At 39.3% G+C, this 25,371-nt stretch carries 16 protein-coding genes, 2 pseudogenes and 1 riboswitch; of the genes and pseudogenes, 7 read left to right on the forward strand and 11 right to left on the reverse strand.

The annotated features are described in order from the left end of the window. Positions 1–273 precede the first annotated feature (273 nt). From AB5213_RS15665 to AB5213_RS15680, 4 genes and pseudogenes are all read left to right on the forward strand, one after another. A complete protein-coding gene (locus AB5213_RS15665) occupies positions 274–693 on the forward strand; it encodes a LysM domain-containing protein (protein ID WP_055157086.1) in 420 nt (139 codons plus the stop codon). A 343-nt stretch (positions 694–1,036) separates the two neighbouring features. Then, entirely contained in the window at positions 1,037–2,407 is a 1,371-nt protein-coding gene (locus tag AB5213_RS15670; RefSeq protein ID WP_055157084.1) for a sodium-dependent transporter, read from the forward strand. Between the two features lie 27 nt (positions 2,408–2,434). Next, positions 2,435–3,433, forward strand: a pseudogene (locus AB5213_RS15675) (Gfo/Idh/MocA family protein); the annotation flags it as partial. 175 nt (positions 3,434–3,608) lie between these two features. Next, a complete protein-coding gene (locus tag AB5213_RS15680; RefSeq protein WP_215633883.1) occupies positions 3,609–4,685 on the forward strand; it encodes a tyrosine-type recombinase/integrase in 1,077 nt (358 codons plus the stop codon). 121 nt (positions 4,686–4,806) lie between these two features. On the opposite strand, the gene AB5213_RS15685 is transcribed toward AB5213_RS15680, so the two are convergent. Beyond that, positions 4,807–5,508, reverse strand: a complete 702-nt coding sequence (locus AB5213_RS15685) for a DNA alkylation repair protein (RefSeq protein ID WP_055157079.1) — start codon at positions 5,506–5,508, stop codon at positions 4,807–4,809. An 80-nt stretch (positions 5,509–5,588) separates the two neighbouring features. After that, on the reverse strand, positions 5,589–6,983 hold the full coding sequence (locus AB5213_RS15690) for an MATE family efflux transporter (RefSeq protein ID WP_215633882.1): 1,395 nt from the start codon (positions 6,981–6,983) through the stop codon (positions 5,589–5,591). A gap of 152 nt (positions 6,984–7,135) precedes the next feature. Here AB5213_RS15690 and AB5213_RS15695 point away from each other — a divergent pair, with 152 nt between their 5' ends. Continuing rightward, complete coding sequence (locus tag AB5213_RS15695) at positions 7,136–7,990, forward strand: LysR family transcriptional regulator (RefSeq protein WP_022221020.1); 855 nt, start codon at positions 7,136–7,138, stop codon at positions 7,988–7,990. 87 nt (positions 7,991–8,077) lie between these two features. On the opposite strand, the gene AB5213_RS15700 is transcribed toward AB5213_RS15695, so the two are convergent. Together AB5213_RS15700 and AB5213_RS15705 are read right to left on the reverse strand one after the other, a co-directional pair. Next, positions 8,078–9,610 carry a hypothetical protein gene (locus AB5213_RS15700; RefSeq protein ID WP_215633880.1) on the reverse strand — a complete coding sequence of 511 codons (1,533 nt, stop codon included), beginning with the start codon at positions 9,608–9,610 and terminating at the stop codon, positions 8,078–8,080. Between the two features lie 115 nt (positions 9,611–9,725). After that, positions 9,726–10,619: a NifB/NifX family molybdenum-iron cluster-binding protein gene (locus AB5213_RS15705; RefSeq protein ID WP_008370312.1), complete on the reverse strand. Its 894-nt coding sequence runs from the start codon at positions 10,617–10,619 to the stop codon at positions 9,726–9,728. 124 nt (positions 10,620–10,743) lie between these two features. On the opposite strand from AB5213_RS15705, the gene AB5213_RS15710 reads away from it, so the two are divergent. Further along, positions 10,744–12,630 (forward strand): ATP-binding protein, encoded by a 1,887-nt coding sequence (locus AB5213_RS15710; RefSeq protein ID WP_215633879.1) that lies wholly within the window; start codon positions 10,744–10,746, stop codon positions 12,628–12,630. A 62-nt stretch (positions 12,631–12,692) separates the two neighbouring features. On the opposite strand, the gene AB5213_RS15715 is transcribed toward AB5213_RS15710, so the two are convergent. From AB5213_RS15715 to AB5213_RS15730, 4 genes are all read right to left on the reverse strand, one after another. Next, positions 12,693–13,355 (reverse strand): vWA domain-containing protein, encoded by a 663-nt coding sequence (locus AB5213_RS15715; protein ID WP_055157070.1) that lies wholly within the window; start codon positions 13,353–13,355, stop codon positions 12,693–12,695. A gap of 170 nt (positions 13,356–13,525) precedes the next feature. Further along, entirely contained in the window at positions 13,526–14,536 is a 1,011-nt protein-coding gene (locus tag AB5213_RS15720) for an O-acetyl-ADP-ribose deacetylase (RefSeq protein ID WP_173685769.1), read from the reverse strand. A 71-nt stretch (positions 14,537–14,607) separates the two neighbouring features. After that, a complete protein-coding gene (locus tag AB5213_RS15725) occupies positions 14,608–16,116 on the reverse strand; it encodes an RNA-binding domain-containing protein (RefSeq protein WP_368276919.1) in 1,509 nt (502 codons plus the stop codon). A gap of 118 nt (positions 16,117–16,234) precedes the next feature. Next, positions 16,235–17,206, reverse strand: a complete 972-nt coding sequence (locus AB5213_RS15730) for a YafY family protein (RefSeq protein ID WP_215633878.1) — start codon at positions 17,204–17,206, stop codon at positions 16,235–16,237. Between the two features lie 155 nt (positions 17,207–17,361). On the opposite strand from AB5213_RS15730, the gene AB5213_RS15735 reads away from it, so the two are divergent. Continuing rightward, the gene (locus AB5213_RS15735; RefSeq protein WP_215634019.1) at positions 17,362–18,687 is read left to right on the forward strand and encodes a hypothetical protein; all 1,326 of its coding nucleotides are present in this window, start codon (positions 17,362–17,364) and stop codon (positions 18,685–18,687) included. Positions 18,688–19,132: 445 nt separating this feature from the next. Here the strand turns inward: AB5213_RS15735 and AB5213_RS15740 are convergent, their stop codons facing one another. From AB5213_RS15740 to AB5213_RS15750, 3 genes and pseudogenes are all read right to left on the reverse strand, one after another. Further along, positions 19,133–20,752 (reverse strand): hybrid sensor histidine kinase/response regulator, encoded by a 1,620-nt coding sequence (locus AB5213_RS15740; RefSeq protein WP_368276920.1) that lies wholly within the window; start codon positions 20,750–20,752, stop codon positions 19,133–19,135. A gap of 529 nt (positions 20,753–21,281) precedes the next feature. After that, positions 21,282–24,492: pseudogene (locus tag AB5213_RS15745) on the reverse strand (response regulator). A gap of 232 nt (positions 24,493–24,724) precedes the next feature. Then, positions 24,725–24,815, reverse strand: a riboswitch (cyclic di-GMP riboswitch). A gap of 237 nt (positions 24,816–25,052) precedes the next feature. Next, complete coding sequence (locus AB5213_RS15750; protein ID WP_175305881.1) at positions 25,053–25,370, reverse strand: response regulator; 318 nt, start codon at positions 25,368–25,370, stop codon at positions 25,053–25,055. Between the last annotated feature and the right edge of the window lies 1 nt (position 25,371).

Here is a 25,371-nt window from a genome sequence, read left to right on the forward strand (position 1 = left end):
TGCAAAAGAAACTTCTACCTATATGGAATTTACTCTTGCATTTGGTCCAAAACCGGAATTTAGTTTTTCATTTAAGTATTATCTGAACTATTAAAATTATCATATCATACAGAAGAAAAAATAGCAAACAAATGTTTAGAAAATACGTTCGATTTGCATATTGACAAACGTATGTTCTTGCTGTATATTGATAATAGAACAGTTGTTCGGGAACATGCTTTCTGGTATATAGGAGAACTGAAAAGATTACAGAAGAAAAGGGAGGAATTTATCATGCGATCAGAGAAAAGAAAAGATATGTATGCGGATCGATATCATGCAGGAGCAAAAGGACAGAAGCACTGTCATTATGCAAAGCACCGTAAGACGAATTCTATCAGACGGTTTGTGACAGGGATTGCGGCTCTGGTGATGGTTATGTCACTGAGTTTTGGATTTGGAAGCTTTTTCTCCAGTGCTCACGATAGCAAAGCTGAAGAACCTTCCGGAGAGAGATATTATAAAAGTGTCCAGCTTGAAAAAGGGGATTCACTCTGGAGCATTGCACAAAGATACAGACGAACAGAAGATTCCATATATGAATATATGGATGAGCTGGCAGAAGCAAATCATTTAAGTTTAAAAGACAGGAATAATCTCCAGGAAGGAGACTATCTGGTTGTTTCGTATTATGGAGATGATTCTGTTTATTAAAGACCATCTGTGCTGTCAGGTAGCAGCGAATAATCTGCCTGATAGCACATTATATACACTCTATTTTTTATAAAAGTCTAAAAGACTAAGACATTCTTAAGGTCTCTAACCAAGATCCCATCGCTCACCCCGTCTTAGTCTTTCCGGACTTTTTAATTTTATACTAAGAAATTATTACTGGAACAGGTTTTAAAAGAATACACGGAATGTATGGATAAATTATAAGACAAAACTTATTTTATATTTTTAAGGCTATACTTGATTTTACTAGTGACTTTAAAGGATTATCATGATAAAATCAAATGAGTGTATTTAATTTTAGAATAAAAGAGGAGATTTTGTTATGGATAATCATAAAAAAAGGAGTACATTTTCTGGTAAATTAGGATATGTACTGTCAGCAGCAGGAGCTTCTGTAGGTCTTGGAAATATCTGGAGGTTTCCTTATCTTGCGGCAAAATATGGCGGAGGAATTTTTCTGCTTATCTATATTCTGTTAGCCCTTACTTTCGGTTATACGATGATAATTGCTGAATCAGCAATTGGCCGTATGACAAGAAAAAGTCCGGTAGGTGCGTTCAAATCTTTCGGAAAGTCAAAATGGATTTCTTTTGGGGGATGGATTAATGCGATTATTCCGGTTCTGATTGTACCATATTATTCTGTAATTGGAGGATGGGTTATCAAGTACCTTTTGGAATATGTAAAAGGGAACAGCAGTAGTCTGGCTCAAGATGGATATTTTTCAGAGTTTATTTCAAATGGATTTTCTACAGAAATCTGTTTTATTATATTCTGTCTGATTACATTGATTATTATTTATGCAGGTGTTCGGAATGGAATTGAGCGTGTTTCAAAGTTTATGATGCCGATTTTGATCGTGCTTTCGCTGATCATTTCCATTTACTCAGTAACACGACCAGGTGCAATGGAAGGCGTGAAGTATTTTCTGGTGCCAAATCCAAAGAATTTCTCATGGATGTCTGTGGTAGCTGCTATGGGACAGATGTTTTATTCCCTATCGATCGCTATGGGAATTTTGATCACATTTGGTTCTTATATGAAGAAAGATATTTCGATTGAAGATTCTACAAGAAATGTAGAAGTATTTGATACAGCGATTGCAATTATGGCAGGACTTATGATCATCCCAGCCGTATTTGCGTTTTCAGGTGGAAATCCGGATACGTTACAGGCAGGGCCGGCACTGATGTTTATTACAATACCAAAGGTGTTTGAGAATATGGGATTGGGAACAGCAATTGGAATTCTGTTCTTTCTGCTTGTTCTTTTTGCTGCGCTGACAAGCTCAATCGCATTGACAGAGAGTGCAGTATCTACATTTGAAGATGAAATCGGCTGGAGTCGTAAAAAGTCTACTGTGCTTGTTGGTGTGATCATGATAGTATTAGGAAGTTTATCTTCACTTGGATATGGACCACTTGCATTTGTGAAAATTATTGGTATGCAGTTCTTGGATTTCTTTGATTTCCTGACTAATTCAGTAATGATGCCGATCGCGGCACTGATGACAAGTCTTTTGGTAGCTAGAGTTGTTGGGGTAAAGAAGATAGAAGAAGAGATTATTCATGGAGAAAGTGCATTCCGCAGAAAGAAGATTTTTGCTGTTATGATTAAATATCTGTGTCCAATCTTTGTTCTGATTATTTTGATCAGTTCTGTGGCGAATGCATTTGGATGGATTTCTATGTAGAATAATATGTGAAAAAAGGAGTATAAAGAAATGGAACAGATGAAAGTTGGAATTATCGGTGCTGGGCGAATTGCAGAAAATATGGCGAAAACACTGGACGGTATGGACGATGCGGCTGCATATGCCATTGCTGCAAGAAATCTTGACAGAGCGCAGAAATTTGCCAAAGAATGGGGATTTGAAAAGGCATATGGCTCATACGAAGAACTGGTAAATGATCCGGAAGTAGAGTTGATTTATATCGCGACACCACACCCGTTTCATATAGAACATGCCAAACTTTGTATCAATCATGGGAAACCGGTACTTTGTGAAAAACCATTTACTGTAAATGCTGTTGGAGCAAAAGAAGTATTTGCTCTCGCAAAGGAAAAAGAAGTCTTTATTACGGAGGCAATTTGGACAAGATACCTTCCATCCCGTAAAATAATCGATGATATTATTGCAAGTGGTGAAATCGGAGAAATAAAGGGGATTTCAGCAAATCTCGGATATGATATGCATACAAAAGAACGTCTGATCGATCCGAAGCTTGCCGGTGGAGCGCTATTAGATGTAGGTATTTACCCACTGAATTTTGCAAGCATGGTTTTAGGCGATGATGTTGAAGAAACGCTTTCTTCCTGCGTAAAATTTGACAGTGGAGTGGATGCACAGAATTCCATTATTCTGAAATACAAAAATGGATCGATGGCTTCTATACAAAGCAGTGCACTTACCGGTACAGAACAATATGGTATGATATATGGAACCAAGGGGTATCTGATTGCGGAAAATATTAATGATATTACATCGGTAAAAGTATATACACCGGATCGGGAATTTGTAAGGGAAATTACAATGCCAGAACAGATCACTGGGTTTGAATATGAAGTACGCGCTTCTATGAAGGCTATCCGTGAAGGAAAACTTGAATGTATGGAAATGCCGCATGAAGAAAGTATTCGCATCATGGAACAGATGGATGGACTTAGAAAAGACTGGGGGATTGAATATCCATTTGAAAAAGGAAACAGACCGTGTTAGTAATTAGAATCAGCTGTCCCTGGCAAAAAGTTGTCTTGAGACAGCAGTATTTTGAATAACAAATCTATACGACAAATACCGATTTTTCCAAAAGATATAGACAAATCTTCCGAAACCATGCTATAATCATACCTATATCGGGGAAATTTATGGAATTTAGGAGGTTCTTAGAATCATGCCATCTGATACAAAAACATATCAGGAAGAAACTTATATTGATAATACTATTCGTCTTCGTGGTGTTTTAAACACCATGCCTGACTTTGCACGTGATTATTTTCGTGCCATTGAACCAACCACATCACCAAAGACACGAATATCGTATGCATATGACATCCGTTTGTTCTTTCAGTTTTTAATTGAAGAAAATCCTGTTTATAAACATCACTCAATTAAGGACTTTCAGGTACAGGATTTGGAAGCTATTCAGCCGGTTGATATTGAGGAATATCTGGAATATCTGAAGGTCTATGATACTACAGATGTTTATACTAAAGAAACCAAACAGGTCACAAACTCTGAACGCGGCTTATTTCGCAAAATGTCTGCATTACGCAGCTTTTATAATTATTTCTTTAAAAGACAGATAATTCAGAAAAATCCGACTTTATTTGTAGATATGCCGAAGCTACATGACAAGGCGATCATACGTTTGGATACCGATGAGGTTGCAAAGCTTTTGGATTATGTGGAATCCTGTGGTTCCAAATTAACCGGTCAGGCACTCTCCTATTATAATAAGACGAAAGAACGTGATATTGCGATCATTACTCTTCTACTTGGAACAGGTATTCGAGTATCGGAGTTAGTTGGACTGGACCTGTCAGATGTGGATTTCAACAATAATGGGGTCATGGTGACACGAAAAGGTGGAAGCCAGATGGTTGTTTATTTTGGTGAAGAGGTGGAAAAAGCACTTCGCAATTATCTGGAGACATACCGTAAAGCGGTAACGCCCCTTGCTGGCTATGAAAATGCTCTGTTTTTATCAACCCAAAGACGCCGGATCGGTGTGCAGGCGGTTGAAAATATGGTTAAAAAGTATGCCAGTCAGATTACAAATAAAAGAATCACGCCACATAAGCTCAGAAGTACCTATGGTACTGCCCTTTATAAGGAAACGGGGGATATTTACCTGGTAGCGGATGTTCTGGGGCACAAAGATGTCAATACAACGAAAAAGCACTACGCTGCAATCGATGAAGACAGACGACGTAGTGCTGCAAATGTGGTAAAATTGCGGGAACCGTAAATTGTTAAAGTACGGTTAAATAATATCTTAATATGGATAAATTTTTACAAATGATAAATTGGTGAATAATAAAATGCCATCATCATTTCATCGATGTGACTGATATGATGATGGCATTTTATTATTTTTTTACTCTTAATGTCCTTAAATAGATCTTCTGTTCCGGCGTGATCCGGTAGCTTTCAATTGCCTTCTGAATCGTCTTATTATGTGTCCAGGTGTCCAGCCTTTTCTCTTCCAGATAAGGAATGATCTGGTCATACTGCTTTGCAAGAGCGGTAGCAAAATACCAGGCACGCATCATGTTTACATAATATTCGTCTGATTTAACTTCGGCTACCTTTTTGGGATATTCCGGTTTAAACTGTTCATCCAGATAATACCGCATCAGCATTCCAATTCCAAAACGGACGATATACGGGTGATCCGATGCTATCCAGCGGCAGACTTCCTGGATAAATATGTCCAGATGATTTTTTACTGTCCGAAGCGCGATCATATCACAGGTCGCCCAGTTATCTATATACGGGAGAAAACGGTCCAGTGCGGCAATACAGGATGGGTACGCTTTAATCTGTTCAATCAGCAGTCCATGAAGGTTGTTTTCTTCATAATATTTATGTGGAAGCACTTCAAGAAATGCAGAAACATTGTCTGTTTTACCGAATTTTTTTGCGTATGCGCGCAAAGAAGGAGTCCGCACACCGATGACGGTTTCCTTATTGACTGTCGGCATCAGTTTTGCCTGAAAATCCCGATAAGCAAGATCCTGTATTGCAAAGAGATCTGCTTGTACATTTTCTATTACTTCTCTACTGCTCATTTGTCATTTTCTCCTGAAATATTGTAGATTTATAATTCGGTATAACGAAATTTGCTACAGCTTGACAGTGGTTTACGCATTTATAAGATCGTGCCTGTCTCATAGAGCGCATTCTTCCGCTCTATACGCTTTAATTCCGGCAATACGGTAAGTAACATGGTGATGAAGCATAATCCTCCACCAATGACGTTAGAAACCGGCTCAGCGAGAAATACGCCGTCTGTTCCCATATGCAGGGCATACGGCATCAGATATGTCAGAGGCACGACGATAAATACCTTCCGAAGTAGTGAGAAAAAGATTGCATGCTTCTTCTTATTCAGAGATTTAAAGACCGTCTGGCCAATGTATTGCATATCCATGCAGATAAACGCTGCAAAATACTGCTTCAGGGCAGGAACTGCATCTTTCATCAACGTAGCATCCGAACTGAAAATTCCGATCAGGGTTTTCGGCGCGATGATGATAATACTCCACATCACAGCTGTGTATCCGAGAATCATAAGTGCCATCATGGCACCGGCTTTTCTTACACGGCATGGGCGTCTTGCACCATAATTGTAACTCAGGATTGGCGAAGTCCCTTCGTTGATTGCATAAATCGGAGTTTCTACAAGCTGTCTGACACTGGATACGATGGTCATAACAGAAATGTAGATATCTCCGCCTGTGACGGAAAGTACATTGTTGCAGACAATCGTTACCAGACTGTTTGTCAACTGCATGATAAATCCGGCAGTTCCCAGGCTTACAATGTTTTTTGCATAAGCTGTACAGCTGGCAAGTTCCTCTTTTTTGAGGAGTCTCACTTTCAGTTCTGCTTTCTTTGTAAGAAAGAAAAAGACAAATGCAGCAGAAAGTGTCTGAGAAATGACCGTTGCAATTGCGGCACCGCGCACGCCAAGCCCGAACACAAAAATAAACAACGGGTCAAGCAGCAGGTTCGTTACTGCCCCTATGGTAACTGAAAGCATGCCGATGGTTGAATATCCCTGTGCATTGATAAACGGGTTCATACCGGTTGCAATCATAGAAGGCAGAGTTCCGATCAGGTAAAGCATCAGGTACGGATATGCATAGATCAGAGCGTCTTTTGAGGCACCAAACAGTACCAGGATCGGGCGGGCAAATAAAAAGCCAATTACCATGAGTACAATGGCACAGATACAGACCATGGAAAAAGAAATATTCATAATTTTTTTCGCTTCCTGTGGTTCATTTTTGCCGCGCTCAATCGAAAATAATGGTGCACCGCCGCTTCCGAATAGATTGCTGAATGCGGTAATGATGACAATTACCGGGAAACAAAGACCGACTGCACCAAGTGCTGCAGTTCCGATGTGCGGGATACGTGCAATATAAATCCGGTCTACAATGTTATAAAGTAAACTTAAAATCTGGGCAACCAGCATCGGGAGCGATGCTCCAAGGATATTACTGGTTATCGTTCCATTTTCAAAATCGACTCGTTTCATTTGTAAATTCATTCCTTTTTATTTTTCTTGCTTTTTAATTCTAACATGATGTAATATATATGTAAATTATTGTTTTTATATGATAATTCAATAAAAATCATATGGATAATATATTTTCATTTTTAAATAATCAGGAGAGGAATTACATTTTTATGGAAATCAGACAGTTGGAATATTTTCGTGCGATCGTAGATGCCGGAACGATCAGCGGTGCAGCAAGAGTTCTTCACATGACCCAGCCACCGCTGAGCTATCAGATGAAGATGCTGGAGGAAGAATTACAGGTATCACTCTTTTTGCGAGGTACAAAGAAAATTACGCTTACAGATGCCGGAAAGACGCTTTATGAGCAGGCCGGTAATCTTCTGATGCTTGCAGATCTGACCAAACAGGAGGTTGTCAAATCCGGTCAGGCAGCTACCCTGCACATAGGTATCACACCATCCACTGTATCGATGATGTCCGAATATCTGCTTTACTTTGCAAAAAAATATCCTCAAATTCATTTTGATGTACATGAAGGATCTACATTTACACTGAAAGATCAGCTGGAAAATGGAATGATCGATCTGACTACACTCCGCACACCAATTGTGTTAAATGGCTGTGAAACCAAGTCTCTTTCCCGGGAGAAGCTGCTTGTGATGGCAGTTCCTGATCACCCTCTGTTGCAGGGACATACATCCATCAGTTTGCGGGAACTTTCCGAACAACCCTTAATCCTCTCCCACCGCTACCGCAAATATATGCTTGCCGCATTTGAGGGTGCCGGACTGGTCTGTGATATTTATTTTGCCTGTGAGGATGCCCGCACTGCAATGACGATGGCAGAAAAGGGACTGGGAATTGCGATTCTTCCGGAGTCTATGCTGAAGCTCACTAATAAATTAAAAGCATATGATATTACTGGAGCTGATCTTACAACTGAAATTCTTCTTGCATGGAGGAAAGGCAGGATGCCGGCGGAATTACAGGATTTTCTGACATTATTTGAGGAGAAAATATAAAGTAAAAGAGCAGAGATACCTTCGAATGACTCTGCTCTTTACTTTATTTTATCATTTGGTAAGTATTTTTTAATAGGATAAATAGAATTACCAGCTGGATTTCTGCTCATCTATAACTTCCAAAGTCTCTAGATTTACCAGATAGAAATCAACCAGTTCTGTCTCATATCCACCATCCGGATATACCTTTTCCAGAACCAATTCTTCGAAAGTATTATTATTTTCATCTGTCTTAGAACCGTTATCATACAGACAGTAATTGACATTTACTGTTGTGCCATCCTTCTCTTCTGTTGTCTCAGAGAGGATCGCGTAATTTTCTCCCTTTGCATTTGCTGTGTAAGTGAAATTCATATCCGGAAGTGGATTCTGTTGCTGGATATATTGATACACAGCACGCATTTCGTCCTGAAGCGGTGAAGTATTCTGGGATTCCTGTGCCGGAGAATTTTCGGTAGAATCAGTGGTACTACTATCTTGTGTTTCCGAATCATTCGGGTCAGAATCCGGTACAGAGGATTTTGTTAAAGTGTCTGTATTCGGCAAAAACAAACCCGTTTTTTGCATATAAATCAGGTTATCAGTTCGGTACTGTGTAGAGATTCCGTAATCAGGCTGTACGGAAAGATAAATATAATGCTGATCTTGACCAGTTACGGTTTCCGTTCCTTCTACGCCAAAGCTCACAATTAAAAAGCTGTAACCAATCAGAGAAAGTAAGAAAAGAGTCAGTGCGGCATAAGAAACGGCAATTATTCGTCTGGCTGCTTTCCTATTAAGAAGACTTTTTTGCTTTTTATACAGACAGATCATGCCCCAGATCAGCAGGCAGGACAAGGTGACGGAAACGCAGATGACGGATATTTCAGCAAAATAATAGCGGATTGCATATCCTGCGCTTTTATTGATACCATACCATGCACCGTAGAAAAAGGTACTGTATGCCAGAACGATTGTAATCAGACAGGTACGCAGGATATGCTCTTTTCTTGTCGGAGTAAATTTTTTTAATGCAGAAATAAGTCTGTCCATTTCTTCTGCTTCAATCCAGGTGGTAAGTTCTGGTTCAGATGGATATTCACCGTTTGTGTCAGGAATTCCTGTATAACGGGTTAAAAACTGATTTTTTGTATCAGTATCTCCCACTTCTGCTGCCAGTAAGATCTGCATAAAATACAACTGTTTTAACTGGACTGGTGTGCATTTTCCAACAGAAATCTGTGTAATTGTCTGTGTAGCATGATCGTATTTTCCAAGCTGGATTTCAAGGCTTGCAATCAGGAGCAGCATGCGGTTATTCGTAGCAAGATCGCGGACAGATTGTATATGATACATATAAAGCGCGTACTCATAGTGTTCGTCCAGTGGCATTCTACTCGATATCTTTCTGCTCCATCCGGCTTCTACAAACTGGAGCCCGAAAGCAAGTTCGATAACGGCAAGAAGCTGGCAAAGGAAAGCCGTAAGTCCCCAGACATTGGTAGTGAGTTTCTGATAGGTCAGAAAAAAGATTGCAGCGGCAGCCAGGATAACGAACAACCATCTCAGCATGAACACGCGGCGGGCTTTCTTTTTTACGGTTGGATTCCATGGATATGTTTTTAATTCTGAATCTAGCACGGGCAAATCTCCCTTCCGTTGTCTAAATTATCGATTTTCAAAAATATAATCTTAGTATTTAAGCGCCTCCTTTATGACGAAATAAAAGGGGCGTTTAAATCACTTTTCATATTTACTATTTTACTTCTACCAGTTCGATCTGGAAGTTCAGTTCTTTTCCAGCCATCTCATGGTTGGCATCAAATGTGATGTTGGTTTCTGTCTTTTCGGTTACGGTTACCGGGAATGGCTGTCCATACTGGTTGGTCAGATATGCACGTGCACCGACTTCCAGATCTTCTGATCCAGGAAGCTGTGCGATTTCCAGCGTGAAAATGGCGCGTGGATCCGGCATGCCGTAAGCTTCTTCCGGCATCAGATGGATGTTGATGGTCTGTCCTACTTCCATTGTTGCAACGGCTTTATCGTAACCATGGATCATCTGTCCGGCTCCGCATACAAATTCCAATGGCTCTCCGCGGTCATAGGAAGAATCAAACTGGGTACCATCATCAAAGGTACCTCTGTAATGGGTACGGCAGGTCTTTCCGACATTCGGACCTTCAAAATCCGGCACATGTGCGCCACCACATCCGCTACATCCACTGCAGTGTCCGCCACAGGAATGTTCTTCTTCAGCAGAAGCTTCTTCTGTTGCTGTTTCTTCATGCTGTCCACAGCAGGAATGACCTTCTTCGTGGTGATGGTCACAATTTGTACCTGCAGATTCCAGTTCTCCTGCAAGATAGGCATTCACTGCCGCATCTACTTCTCCTGCTGCACCGGATATAACTTTGATACCGGCTTCTTTCAGCGCTTCTTGTGCACCTTCTCCGATACCGCCACAGATCAGAACATTTGCACTCTGCTCAGAAAGGAATCCTGCAAGCGCACTGTGTCCGGCGCCACCAGCATGAACAATCTGCATTGAAGTGATCTTTCCGTCTTCTACCTCATACATTTTAAAAGTTTCTGTCTTACCGAAGTGCTGGAAAATAGATCCGCCTTCGTATGTTACTGCTATTTTCATTTGTAAAATCCTCCTTGAGATACCTTTACTCAATAGTATAACATATGGATTGCGAAACGCATAGAAAAAGTATACAATAATGAAAGAAATAATGAGACAAAACGAAAGAAAAAGGGACTGGAAAATGAGTAGTATTTATTTGAGCAACGCAATATTTATGATGATAATACTGACGATCATCTTTTTAAGGATCCGGTATTATATTACATGGAGCCCGAGTAAAAAATATACGATGATCTTTATTGGCATGGTAGAGCTTTATGTGTTAATGGATGCATTGTTTATGAAAGAACTCTTAGGTAAGTCAGGAAACTTTTTGCAGTTTAAGCTGGTTGTGTTTTTCTTTTATCTGGTTTATGTAATCATGCCATATGTGTGGCATTTGTTTATGCAGAGTTATATGGGGATTAACCGTTCAAAGAAGCAAAGATTTGCGGAAATGATTCCGTTCATTCTCCTGGTTCTGATGGTGCTTCTCTCAGTTCCGACGGGAATTGTCTGGAGATTTTCACGGAACCGGACCTATATACGCGGTACATTTTTCGGAGTGTTTGCCGTACTCAATCTGTTTTATTACGTTTATACATTTGCACAGACATTCTTTATTTTATTCATGAACAATACAAAGGGTGTCAGATATCTCATAAAATCGGCACTGTTTTCAGCAGTCCCACTGATCGGAATTCTGGCAAATACCTATATCATTCCACTTTATGGGGCATATCCGTTCCAACCGTACTGCCTGGTAATCGGAGCACTGCTCTCCTACCTGTTCATGGTGGAGCACCAGCAAGATCAGATGGAGTTTGAACACCGGAAAAGACTGTCCAAAGCATTGGAACTGGAAAAAGAATCGACACGGAAAGCGAAAGTAGCCGGTGAGGTAAAGAATGCTTTCCTTGCAAATATGTCCCATGATATCCGTACCCCGATGAATGCGATCATTGGATTTTCTGATATCATTGCAGAACATCCGGATGATGAAGAAATTGTAAAAAATGCAATTTCCAAAATTCAGGCATCTGGTGAGATTCTTCTGAAGATCATCAATGATGTGTTGGATCTGTCTAAAATCGAAAGTGGAAAGGCAGAAATTGTGGAGATGGTAACTGACCTGAAGCAAATGGAAGAAAATCTGAAAATGATGCTCGAATACAGCATCCAAAAGGGAATGATTGATTTCAAAGTTGAGGATCAAATAGAAAATCCACTGGTATGGTGTGATGTGACAAAACTGCAGCAGGTTCTAGTAAATGTACTGAATAATGCAGTTAAATTTACCCCAGCGGGAGGAACGATCACATTTAGCTGCGTCCAGAGAATGATCGCACCTGGATTTGCCGAATACAAATTCACGATAAAGGATACCGGAATCGGTATGACTGAAGAATTTCAGAAACATGCGTTTGAGGCATTTGAAAGAGAGCGAACTTCTACCGAGAGCAAGACTGAAGGAACAGGGCTTGGACTTGCGATTGTGAAGAAACTGGTAGATCTGATGCATGGTGATGTGATAATCCAAAGTAATTCCGGTCAGGGAACCAAAATACAGATTTCACTTCCCCTTCGGATTGCAACGGAAAATCAGCTTCATCAATCAGATAAAGCAAAGGAATACAAAATAGGTCTTGACGGAATGCATGTACTTTTAGTGGAAGATAATGAATTAAATGCAGAAATTGCCATGGAAGTTTTGAAAAATAAAGGAATTCTTGTGAACTGGGTTCCGGATGGATGCGCCTGTGTGGAAGAAATTCAAGATAAGGAAGCAGGCACATATCAGTTTATCCTGATGGATGTACAGATGCCACGGATGAATGGATACGAAGCGACACAGAAAATCCGTCAGCTTGCAGATGTGAAGAAGGCACAGATTCCAATCATTGCCATGACTGCAAATGCATTTGAGGAAGACCGGAAACATGCGCTGGATGCCGGGATGGATGGGTTTATTATGAAACCGTTCCGGGTGGATGAGATGATGAAGGTGATCGGGGAAGTGATGGAATAAATGAATGGAAAGAGCAGGGAAAGAACTTTGGAAAGTTCATCCTCTGCTCTTTGTGTGTTTCATCAATCTACGCGGCTATGTTGTCCGCGTTTTTTGTAATCTTTATCAATCCGTTTTTTCCAACTAGAATCAAGCGCTGCATTGCACCGAACAGCAGATATGGCATCATTTAATACTTCATAATTCAATGCAGTTCCTTCGCAGTCACATTGATAATTGGCAGCTTTATCTGCGTCAATTCCAAAATGACTGGCTGTTTCAATCGCATCAATATTTGCGCCAAGAAAGAGAAATTCCCATCCATATTTTTCTTTTTGTCGTTCGATCATCTGCTTTACTTTTTCAATGCGATAAATGTGGCTTGCATTTTCCATTCCATCAGTCATGATGATAAAAACGGTATGCTCTGGTACATCTTCCGTGCGCGCATATTTGTGGACATTTCCAATGTGATGGATAGCACCGCCGATCGCATCCAGGAGAGCCGTACAGCCGTACACAGAATAATCGTCTTCTGTCATAGAGGGAATCTTCTGCACCTCTACTCTGTCATAAAGGACTTTACTGTTATTGTTAAAAAGCACGGTAGAAATCAGCGCCTGCCCTGCCTCTCTTTTCTGCTTTTCAATCATAGAATTGAAGCCGCCTATGGTGTCCTTTTCCAGTCCGCTCATGGATCCGCTGCGATCTAAAATAAATACAACTTCTGTCAGATTTTTTCTCATACTAAATTTCCTCCTAAGTAATGGTTTATTTTGCTTGTAACTATAGGATACTGCCATTTTCAGGGGAAATGGTCGCATGAAAAGCGACACTTTTTTATGGATCAGAAAATTTCTACAGAATCATATCAGGTGAACAACGCTATGTGCCAAATTGCCAAACTATTTTCTTCTTAGCCTCCAATCAGACTTTGATCAAAGGCAAAGAGTGCTTCATTGATTTCGTAAATACTATAATTTTGCTTCAAGATAAAATATTCAACGATTACGTCAAATTTGCTGGAATGAGACAGGGCAAATCCTGCTTTCATCAGCATATCCTGAATTTCCGGAAGCGGAAGCTCAAGTGCCAGCGCAAATGCAAGAACGGTCGGTTTGGATGGTTTGTAGTACTTGTCATTTTTAATCTTGGAAAATAATTTCCGGTCAATATTGGCTTTCTTATAACACTGAGAATCGGTCATTCCACTTTCATCAATCTTCCGAAGCAGCATTTCAGAAAAGCTTTCATCCATTTGCTGCAAGGCATCTTCCAAAGTTGCAGCCTTACTTAACGGTACAGTTGATGGCTCTGGTAAAGATATGCTTTCACAGAGATCCATTTCCTGGAACTGCTTCTGGCGCCTCATTGCTTCGGATGTTTTGTTAATGTGTGTTTCTACATAATGATCATCGATATAAGATGCAATATCAGAAAACAGTTTGCTGCTGATCCGATAGGCTGCTTTATCAAAAATGACGATGTATACCGTCATATCATTTTCCATAAGAAATGCGCTGATTGCATCGATTGCAACCTTCAGCGCCTGAGCTTTCGGATAGCCGTAAATTCCGGAAGAAATCAGTGGAAATGCTATGGTTTCACAATGTTTTTCTTTTGCAAGTGCTAAGGAATTTTCATAGCAGGAAGTAAGCAGCTCCCGCTCATGAAACTGTCCGCCTCTCCATATAGGACCTACTGCGTGAATGACATAATTGCAAGGCAGATCATAGGCGTTTGTAATCTTTGCATCTCCGGTCTGACAGCCGCTCAAAGTGCGACATTCCGCTAAAAGCTTGGGCCCTGCTGCACGGTGAATGCAGCCATCCACTCCACCGCCGCCGAGCAGGGAAGAATTCGCGGCATTGACGATGGCGTCTACGGGCATTTTGGTGATATCATTTCTGACGATTTGTAATGGCATGGGTTGGTGTGCTCCTTTAGGTTAGTGTTTGATGATTTTACTTTTATAGTAATGATAAGCAGGTGCCTTTTTTAATTTTTCAAAACATATACAGTGCTTTTATATGCACCTTGTCGTTCCAAAATTCCCATATTGACCAGTTCTCCAAGAATTCTTCTTGCTCGACGTTGCTTTACTCCAAGTAATTCTTCTACTTGCCGAGATTTAATCGATCCTGTCTCTTTCGCAAATTGAATAATTGAATTTTGCTGTGCCGACAAACTATTTACCAGCGTTTTACCGGCATTTATCGGCATTTTATCGGCATTTATCGGCATTTTATCGGCATTTATCGGCATTTTATCGGCATTATTACTTTCAATTACTTTACTGCTTCCAGCTTCTATTCCATAATCAAACGAATATGCATCATCCAATGGAACAATAATCCGGAATACATCGTCTTCCACAAACAAAGGATCTTTCCCTGAATAATATTTGCTGTATTTGAATAATTTTCTTACTCCAGATCCAAGCTGGTCAGCATAACCGATATTCCTGAAAAAGGATGCTATAAGCGGATTCTTTGGATTTGGTTCCAGATTATCTACTGTGATAAAGCCTTCCTTTGTTGCACGATTCGCATTTTCCACATACATTCGATCTTTCTCAATCACAAACTTTGCTGTATAACTGCTTGTAAACTCCCGGTGCATCAACGTATTACTGATCATTTCTCTGACAATTGTATTCCGGAGACTTTTGTTTACTGTATCTTCAAGGAAGAACTTGTCTGGCAAGTTTTTTCTTCCAAAATCAAGGAGCTGGCTATAACTTTCAATTAGGTTTGTCTTAATAATTTCCCGATCATCGTAACGATCTACATTGACTTTCCGTACAAGAGCGTCTGTCACATACGTTGGTGCAACATTTAAAATTACATCGTCTTTTCCTAGTAGCATAATTGCTGCTAAATTGAATCCTTCTTCTCCGGTAACGATATCTCTACCGTATAATCCTGCACTTTTCAAAAGTTCCTGATCATCCATAGTTGTCCAGGGATGCTGACCACCTGCATGATTCTGTGCCATAATACGAATCTTTGGCAGCAGATCTAATCTCAAATCTTCCATTTTTGCATAAGGATAGATTTTCTTTTCTGTAAAAATATTCTGCTTACGAATATACATCTGTGCAATTGCACTGGTAGATGTTATTTTTACATCCGCATCATCCACACGGTCATAGATGACTTTTTTGAAGCTGTGAACCTCTGCACTAGGCGGAATATGAACATGAATGATCGTATGACTTTCATCATATTTTATAATTTCCGGTACCAAATATATCGTTGGTGAGAACAATGTAGGATTACTAATAACCTTAATAAAGTTTTTTACCATATCAGGAGCTGCTTTTTCTGGTATTCCTACTACAGTCCCATCATCTAATATTCCCATGAAAAGGTCTCCGCCAAATCTGTTCAGAAATGAGCAAACTGTCTCATAGGTATCATTTTCAATTCCATTTCCACAGCGTTTAAATTCAACCGCTACAGTTTCACCAATTGTAAGAATGGATTGTACTTCTTTTATTTCCATTTGGTCACCTCATTCTATAATTAATGCTTAAATTTCATCTACTGATCTAAAACATATTGTTGTACTATTATCAAGTATTTTTGAAAACTAATCAAGTATATTTTTATACATATCAGGACTACATACAATATTTTCTATACGCATCCATAATTTCATTTTGGATTTTGTCCCGGAAACTTTTAGGCCCAATAATTTCACATTGATTGATGTGAGTCATTACCCATGAATGTATAACGGATGGTATTGTATTAATTTTTACTGTAATATTTTCTTTATCCTTTTTTAATACGGTTGCATTTTTCCCGAAGGTTTCAGCAATTTCCTGCCATAATTCGAAAGCACATTCTATTTCATAGGATGCTTTTGATTCATCTTTTTGAAAAATCTTTTTTTCGGCATACTGACTAGGATTTAAACCGCCGAAGATCATGTCAATTCCTCTTTCCAGTATTGTGATATCCTTCAAATGATCAATTCGAAAATGTTCTAATTCTTCGGAATATTCCCTCTTTCCAAGAATATAGTAATTCCCTTCGACCCAAATAGTAACGTATGGACTAATGATAATATTGCCATTTGCGATTTCTTCTAATTCTTGATTAACGCCGTATTCCAGCAGTTTTGCACTTACTTTACATCCTTGATTGATTGCTACATTTAACGCATCGATGTTATAAAACAGCTGTTTGCTTAGAATCTTCTTCTCTGATTTTACGAAAACAGTTTTTTGTAGCATTCTGCTTTGAAAAATACTTTGTGATTCAAGGAGCTTTTTTATAATTATTTTGCCGGAAGATTCTTTTATCATATCAGAAGCAGCAACTGCATCACATAAAAGCCTTATTTCTGAAAGCTCAAATTCACGGTCGATTAGAAAATATCCTTCCCGGTTATCCTGATATCCGGCGATTTCAATTCCCATACTGCGTAATGCTTCTATATTTCGATAGATTGCTCTTCGTTCCATGTCAACATCGTAAATCGATTTTAATTTTTCGCGAATTTTTTCGGCTGACAGAATATGGGATTCATCGGTATACTTTTTCAGAATCTCATATAAACATAAAATGGTTGCTTTTGGTGCTATCATACTTCTACACTCCGATTGCCTTTTCTATATTATAACTTTTTTCTCTGTTCAAAACAACTAATAGCTGTGCTATTTTTGGTACAGCCATTGGAATATAAAAGGTATTTCGAATTTGTTATACTGACCACATCTAAAAAATAAATTGGAGGTCGCTTATGAAATTATCAGTTATTCAAAATGCATTTGAAAATGTAAAAAAATTCAGCCAGGAAAAACTTGTAGAAAAATATCCAAATGGAGTGCCGGAAGCTATCCAGAAACGTTATTTACAAGAACTTACGTTTTTAGAAAACTCAGACTGTATCGATGATTTTGAGATTTTCCGCTGCCTGTCAGAAGAGGCAAAAAAGAGTAATACGCTTATGAATATGCGTGGAACTGTTTCGGGTTCAATTTTGTGTTATCTTCTCGGAAATCATTCGTTTAATCCTCTTTCAACGCACTATTATTGTACGGAATGTGGATATTATGAAAAAGTAAATACACATTTATTTGGAATTGATCTTCCCTCCAGAAAATGTCCTTGTTGTAATACAAAAATGTGGGCAGACGGATACAACCTGTCTCTGGAAACCGTCTGGGGAATAGATGGTAAAAAATCTATTTCATTTGAATATAACGTAAATTCTGAATTCCTGGCATTTGCACGAAGAGTTTTAGAGAAAATATATCCAGATCAGGAAGTCGTGCGATGGGGAATGTTTCAGTTTAATTCAACACAGTTTGATGAAAGAATGATTGGTGTTGATTTGGTTGGTTATGCTGTCTTGCCTTCCGGAAATACAATTCAGGATTATACAGATTTGATTTCTTATCTGGAAAACGGAGATATTTGTATTACTGGAGGGATTTTGGAATTGCAGGAACATGCAATCAAACCTGTTCGATTATTAACTGTAGAAATTTTGGATGAATTAACTGAGTTACAGAGACAAACTGGCATTTACGCGAATGAAATTGGGAATAAAGAATTAAGAGAGATTACGTGGAGCAATATATGCAACACAGCAGCTCCGAGTAGAGATTTGCAAATGCTCTTTCAGAAAGTAAAACCGAAAACGTATCGGGATATGGTGGCTTTAGAATCAGGTGTTCACAGCACTTTTTGCTGGCAAAATGGGCAACAGGGTTATTTTGATATTGATAAATTTATTGAAATAACCTTAACAAATGACTTTAAACTGTATCCATGTTTTACGCAGGAAGATTTTTTTGATTATATGATTGAAAGTGGAATTGAACGTGTTAAAGCCTATGAAGCTTTTGAGTGTATTCGAAAAGGATATGCGGTGTCTGCGAAGCATAATGACGAATGGAAGCATTTGGAGATTTCTGAAGGAATAAAGAATGTTGCGAAAAATTACCGGTATGTATTTCCACGGGCGCATTGCATTGGATATGTTCTGGGGTATGCGAAACTGGCATATTATGCGAAAGTTGATGGGAAGGTGTTTAGTAGGGTTGTTTTTGGGAAGAAATAATAGATTGGAAATATCCTCTTGTTTTTCTTCAATTGAAGATCATGGAGGATATTTCCAGTTTAGTAAAGGGGCTATTCGTGGATTTAAATTTTCTTGATCTTTTAATCAAAAATAACTCTTCTCTCACGTCAAAAAAGGAATGAAAGCTACCAAAACAGTAACTTCCATTCCTTTTTCAATTATCTCACACCAAAATCAGCTCATCTCTCCGGCTTATCTTTTCCCTGTTTTTCTTGAATAATCTTCTTATTGATTACAAGAATTACTGAAAAAGCAAAAGACTTTAAATATCATTCGTCAAAATTTCACTGCTCTGCTTAGTGAACAAAGTTCACAGATTTACCCTTCTCAATGAGATAATGTACAACTATAAAATGTTTTTCTTTAGTCGACTGAATATGTAAGAAGAACACTGACTGCAAAATCAGTGTCCTTCTTTCTTCCTTTACATATATTTCATAATAGTCGGCAATAATACATTCATATCTATTGGTTTTGCAACATGATCATTCATGCCACTTGCAAAAGCCATCTTCTTATCTTCTTCAAACGCATTTGCTGTCATTGCAATAATTGGAATCTGCGATTTGTTACCGTCTTTCAGTTCTCGAATTCTCCTGGATGCTTCATATCCGTTCATAATCGGCATCTGAATATCCATCAGAATCAGACTGTAGTAATTTTGCTTTGCTTTGTTAAACATATCAATACATGCAACGCCGTTCTCCGCTCTTTCTATCATGATTCCCTCTTCCGTCAAAAGTTCCGTTGCAATTTCTGCGTTCAAGTCATTATCTTCTACCAGAAGAACCCTTTTTCCTTCCAGTTTTTTGATATTCAACTGACCGTCTGCATGTTTCGGATTCCTTTCTTCCTCATTTGCTATTTTTAATGGAAGCGTGATTGTAAAAGTAGAACCTGCTCCCGGTTTGCTCTGAACTGTGATTTTGCCATTCATTAAATCCACCAGTTTCTTCACGATTCCCATGCCAAGTCCGCTACCTTCTATTCCGCTGTCTGACGAAGATCGTTCCTGTGAAAATGATTCAAAAATATGTTTTTGGAATTCTTCTGACATTCCGATTCCGTTGTCTGCTATGATAAGCTCTAATACACTCCAACCTTCTTTTTCGCCGGGATATTGGTTCAATGTACAGCTTATGTTACCGCCTTCACCCGTGTATTTCACAGCATTACTCAAAATGTTAATCGTAATTTCAGATGATCTTGCATCATCCATATACAGGTATGGATATCGAATGTTCTTATTGACTTTCAGTGTTTGATGTTTTTCTTCTATCGGTTTCCTAAACATATCAATACATAAATCAAAGTTTTTAGAAACATCTGTTATTGTCTCATCCAGCGTTGCTTGGTCGTTTTCGATTCGTGCTAATTCAAGAATGTTATCAATCAAATGCAGCATTTTCTTTCCGCACAATAATATTTTTTCAAAGTAATCCTCTAATATAGTTGGCTCCTTTAAATGTTTCTCTCCCAATTCTGCATATCCAATGATTGCATTCATAGGGGTACGAATATCATGAGACATATTAAACAGAAATGTTGATTTTGCTTTATTAGCTGAATCGGCCAGTCTTGCAGCTTCCTGCAACAGTTTTTGCTGTTTCTGCTCATTTTCTTTTTGCTTCTTATATACAGAATATCCACAGGTACATAATATTAACAAAATACACGCTGTAATGCATCCCAGTACAATACTTAACTTATTCGTCTTCTCAACCATTCCATACGCTTTCTGCATATCCATTTCTATGCAGAAAGCACCTATCACTTCATTAGATTCATCTTCCGCTGTCACAGGATAACAGGCTGTAAAAATAGGTCCCCATGTTGTATCAACAATATCCTGAGAATATACTGTTTTTCCAGAAAGTGCTTTTTCTATATAAGGAACCATCTCCTTTTCAATCGGATCTCCTGGATGTCTGACGTCACCAGCCGATGGATCCAGTCCGTCTACAACGTAAATCAATCTACCGTCTTCATTTCTGGTTGCTGTGTAAATATATCTCGTAGAATTCAGCGTTCTGATTTCATTCATATATGTCGACATATTCTTGAATAGTTCTGTATTCTCATCAGCTTTACTTTTTATTTCATTAAAATCTTTTCGTCCCAGTCTGTGATTTACCAGCTTATGAACCGCATCTGCACTGGAAATATCTCGTTCAATTTCTGCTTTTTAGAGCAGTTTGGGTATATGCTTGTTGTAAAATAAAAGTATATGCAACAACAAACAAAATCACCATTGCCAGAAGGAATACCAACCGTCCCTCAAAAATTTTCCAATGATTTACCGGATTTTGATCTTTTCTTTTTTGTTTTATATAGTTATTTTTCATCATCGTATTTCACATGCCTTTTCCCTAATTTTAGTTTAATACAAAAACGCCTCAACTCTTCACGTATTTTGCAAACATGGGTTACATTTCCAGACTCATCCCTTCTTTTTATAGTAAAAAGCATCCTGTGCCAACTGCCATCACACATACGGTATTCTGTGGGTTTCTGTCATAACAAAACCCTCTCTATGTTTCCTAGCTGCTTTTCCCATGCATCCAGGAAGGCAATTACAGCCAGTTTTCCAGAACATCATTCAGCTTATTCATATCCAGCGGTTTCGCGATATGTCCATTCATGCCTGTATTTTTGGCCAACTGTACATCTTCTGCAAAAGCATTGGCAGTCATGGCAACAATAGGCAGTTTTCCTTTTTCACCCGGAAGGCTCCTGATTGCTGCAGTTGCCTCATAACCATTCATGACAGGCATTTGGATATCCATAAAAACAAGATCATACAATCCTTCCGGAGAAGCTTCTACTTTTTCAACTGCGCTTTTTCCATTTTCTGCCGTTTCCACTTTTGCACCTGTCATCTGCAGAATTTCACCAGCAATTTCTCTGTTCAACTCATTATCCTCAACCAGCAGAATCCTTTTTCCCGTGTAGTCTGATTCTGACAGCTTCTCCAGATAATTTCTTGCTGTTTTTTCTTTTCTTCCTGAAGTAAACTGCCGTAATGTTGCCGTCAGCCGGGAACGGAACAGCGGTTTTGCAATAAAAGCATCTACACCTGCAGCCTTTGCTTCTTCTTCAATTTCGCTGAATTCATAGGATGTCAGTACAATGATGGTAATCTCTTTCCCGATCCGTTTCCGGATCTGTCTGGCAGTCTCTATACCATCCATATTCGGCATCTTCCAGTCTAAAATAACAGCAAAGTAATCATCTTTCAACTCATGCCGTGCATAACAGCGCTCAACCGCTTCCCTGCCGGAGAGAACCCATTCACCCATAATACCTATTTCCTTCAGTGTGGCAACTGTACTTTCACAGCATGTCTTATCATCATCCACTACCAGAACCGGCAGATTCATCAGATTTTTGTCCTGTTCTTTTTCTTTTTCCTGAAGCTCCAGATAAATTGTTACTGTGATTTTAGTTCCCTTGTGCAAGGTACTGTCCACTTTAATAGTGCCATTCATCAGGTTCACAATATTTCTGCTGATTGCCATTCCAAGACCGGTTCCCTGGACTCTGGTTGTCCGTTGGTCATCCGCGCGGCTGAAAGGATCAAACATGATTTTCTGGAATTCCGGTGACATACCGATTCCATTATCCTCAATCGTAAATTCATAGCATCCAAGTTCTGAAAATCCATTTGGCTTTTCCTCTATGGAAAAAATAATATTCCCGCCATCCGGTGTATACTTGATCGCATTACTCATCAGATTCACAAATACCTGCTGAATCCTCAAGCTGTCACCACAGACAGCCTCATGTTCAATATGATTAATGTGTATATCAAAATTATGTTTATGTTCATCAAGCACCGGTTTCGTAAGTGTAATAAGATTATCTACCAGCTCTGACAGATTGAAATCTTCCTGTGCCAGTGTCATTTTTCCACTTTCAATACGTGCCATATCCAATACTTCATTGATCAGCCCCAGCAGATGGCGGCTTGATTCTGTGATCTTGCCGAGGCATTCAATGACTCTGTCCTGGCTCTCAATATTTGCTCCTGCGATTGCCGTCAGACCCACAATCGCATTCATTGGTGTCCGGATATCATGGGACATATTGGAAAGGAATTCCGTTTTCGCACGATTTGCATTTTCTGCGGATCGGTAAGCTTCTTTCAGTGCCTGACGGGATTCAATCTCTGCTTTCTTTTCCTGTGTCACATCCATGGATGCCAGCAATACCTTTTCCAGCTTTCCATTCTTCCATTCCAAGGGAATATAAGAAGCGATTTTATAAGTCTTTTCATCCAGGCTGCAATACTCAAACTTATAAATAGCATTTTCACTTTTCAGTTTTTTCCGAATATTATCCGGGGCTATCAGGATATCTATAGCTTCCAATGGTTCCAGTGTCTTATATTTTTCAAGAACCTGCATCTGAAAATCATGATAAAATCCCAGAGGTTTATATATCATCTGGCCATTCAGATTGTAGAATTCATATCTGTCATTTTCCAGATCACAGACAACAAAGCGGTCAACCAGACGCACAATACTCTGAATCAGCTGCTCCATGGAAGCATTATCCGCTGCCATCTGCAGATGCCGTGCGCTCTCTACCTTTGCCTCTGTGATATCACGCAGAAAGATCATGGCATATTCTGAATCCTCTATTTCGCCACGTATGACCACATTGCGGACCCATCGTTCTTCTCCATTCAGTCAGATTGATACGGCACTCTAAAGCCAATTCGGTTTCCAGACCCTTCAATCTTTTTGCAATATAACCACGGTCGTAAAAAGAGGATACCGCCTTCTTATCTGTCTCCACAACATAGGAATCCACAAAATGCCGGATCAATTCATCCCACGTATGACTCTGTTCAAAGACGGTCATCAGGGACGGTTCAACCTTAAAGGTATCAAAAGTATTCGCTTCCAGATTCACATAATACTCGCACAAATCTGCTTTCGTAAAAGCCCGGTGGAAAGCAGCAGATTTTTGTGCCTGCATGATTTCTTTTTTCTCCCCATCAATGTTAATAAAAATCCCGGCAATCCTGCTGGCAGAACCATCCAGACGGCGTATTACTTCTGCCGATGCCCGAAACCACTGGTATTGATTATCCTTCATTCTCATACGATACTCTACCTGGTATTTTATCTGGTTCGTCTTATCCTTAATTGCCGCCTGAAGCTGCACCATTACTCTTTCTTTATCCTGTGGATGCAGAAGATCTGACCAGGATTCCAGTTTATTCGGAAAGTCCAGAGTGTCATGATAGCCAAGCATTTTTCGGAATTCATGACTCCAGTTTGCATTCACAATCTCACTGTTTTCGTCACAGTCAAAATACCAGAAGCCAGAACAGATAGCCTCATTGAGCAGTGCCAAATTTACATGATCCCAGTTGACCTGTACGGACATAACCCAGATCTGTCTGCCCGCCTCATCTGTCGCATCCTCTTTACAAAGCCGTACATTTTTCACTGTACCGTCTGCTGCAAGGATCTGTGCTTCCCCTGTTCCGTGAAGCTGCAAAAAACGGTCTCGCTCCAGAATATCTTCCTCGTCATAAAAGAAGTTTCTCAATGAGCCTTTTGTCTGTTCCATGAAAGTATCGAATGTATATCCTGTACTATGCAACAGCAGATTATCCACAGACAAAATAGACAGGTTTTGGTCATAAGATCCTGTCATTATACCTACCCCGCCATTACTTTCCAGTGTTTTCTGTACGGCCTGTGACATGGCCTGTGTCTGCCCCGTTACAGTCTCACCTAAGGAATATATTTTGTCTTCATAATTTTTCATTTTATAAAAATCCTTTCTCCGTCTTATGCCTTCTTCATCTTGCTTTTATCTGTATACAGAAAACCTGTCCCTGCTAGTTTTGTTACCCATTTTTGCATGCAAAAAGGACACTTGACAAAATCTGCCAGTGTCCCTACTATATTTTTCTAAAATGACACATCTATATAGTATAAAAGGTATCGGAATCTCTTCTGTTCAAACATCTTTTCCATATATATGATGATATGGAAACGGTGGCAACCGGCTGACATGGTCAATCTTTCTGACTTTAGTCCCTTCTGGCTTTGCGCTCCTGCCTTTCAACAGGTTTGCCTTTAAAATAATCTCTTTTTTTAGAAATAAAAATACCATAAAAATTTTTACACGTCAATAATGTTGGATAGAAAATCTGTGTATTTTGCGTATGCCAGCCTGCATTGTCAGTTATCGATCGGCTCGCCAAACCGCTATCTTCTAATTTGCTGTCTTATTCAGCAGAAATACCTGTCAGTTTTACATTTACGTTATAATATCCTACAGAACGTGAAAAATAGGTATACGGATTTAAGAAGTTGCAACCACTACACACAATATTCACATAAAATTCTCTTTATGTTTTCAATTTTTATAGGCTTTGCCAAGTGAGCATTCATTCCTGCTGCCAGACACTTTTCTTTATCTTCTCTGAATGCATTTGCTGTCATGGCAATAATCGGGATCGTCTCAGCATCTGGATGTTTCAGTGACCGGATTGTTTTTGTCGCAGTAATCCCATCCATTACAGGCATCATGATATCCATCAGAATTGCGTCAAAATAACCTTCCGGTTTCTCCTGGAACATTCTGACCGCCTGCAGTCCATCTTCTGCAACTGTCAGATTTGCACCTTCATCAGACAAC

Source organism: Coprococcus sp. RTP21204st1_G4_RTP21204_210225 (genome assembly GCF_040915385.1).
GTDB lineage: Bacteria > Bacillota > Clostridia > Lachnospirales > Lachnospiraceae > Allocoprococcus > Allocoprococcus comes.

Bases quoted from the DNA above. Each gene is read 5' to 3' on its own strand.
- AB5213_RS15720 (WP_173685769.1), bottom strand. From the start codon at position 14,536: ATGCCATTACAAATCGTCAGAAATGATATCACCAAAATGCCCGTAGAC.
- AB5213_RS15705 (WP_008370312.1), bottom strand. From the start codon at position 10,619: ATGAAAATAGCAGTAACATACGAAGGCGGATCTATTTTCCAGCACTTC.
- AB5213_RS15665 (WP_055157086.1), top strand. From the start codon at position 274: ATGCGATCAGAGAAAAGAAAAGATATGTATGCGGATCGATATCATGCA.
- AB5213_RS15730 (WP_215633878.1), bottom strand. From the start codon at position 17,206: ATGATAGCACCAAAAGCAACCATTTTATGTTTATATGAGATTCTGAAA.
- AB5213_RS15695 (WP_022221020.1), top strand. From the start codon at position 7,136: ATGGAAATCAGACAGTTGGAATATTTTCGTGCGATCGTAGATGCCGGA.
- AB5213_RS15735 (WP_215634019.1), top strand. From the start codon at position 17,362: ATGAAATTATCAGTTATTCAAAATGCATTTGAAAATGTAAAAAAATTC.
- AB5213_RS15715 (WP_055157070.1), bottom strand. From the start codon at position 13,355: ATGAGAAAAAATCTGACAGAAGTTGTATTTATTTTAGATCGCAGCGGA.
- AB5213_RS15685 (WP_055157079.1), bottom strand. From the start codon at position 5,508: ATGAGCAGTAGAGAAGTAATAGAAAATGTACAAGCAGATCTCTTTGCA.
- AB5213_RS15725 (WP_368276919.1), bottom strand. From the start codon at position 16,116: ATGGAAATAAAAGAAGTACAATCCATTCTTACAATTGGTGAAACTGTA.
- AB5213_RS15680 (WP_215633883.1), top strand. From the start codon at position 3,609: ATGCCATCTGATACAAAAACATATCAGGAAGAAACTTATATTGATAAT.
- AB5213_RS15690 (WP_215633882.1), bottom strand. From the start codon at position 6,983: ATGAAACGAGTCGATTTTGAAAATGGAACGATAACCAGTAATATCCTT.
- AB5213_RS15670 (WP_055157084.1), top strand. From the start codon at position 1,037: ATGGATAATCATAAAAAAAGGAGTACATTTTCTGGTAAATTAGGATAT.
- AB5213_RS15710 (WP_215633879.1), top strand. From the start codon at position 10,744: ATGAGTAGTATTTATTTGAGCAACGCAATATTTATGATGATAATACTG.
- AB5213_RS15740 (WP_368276920.1), bottom strand. From the start codon at position 20,752: ATGAATGAAATCAGAACGCTGAATTCTACGAGATATATTTACACAGCA.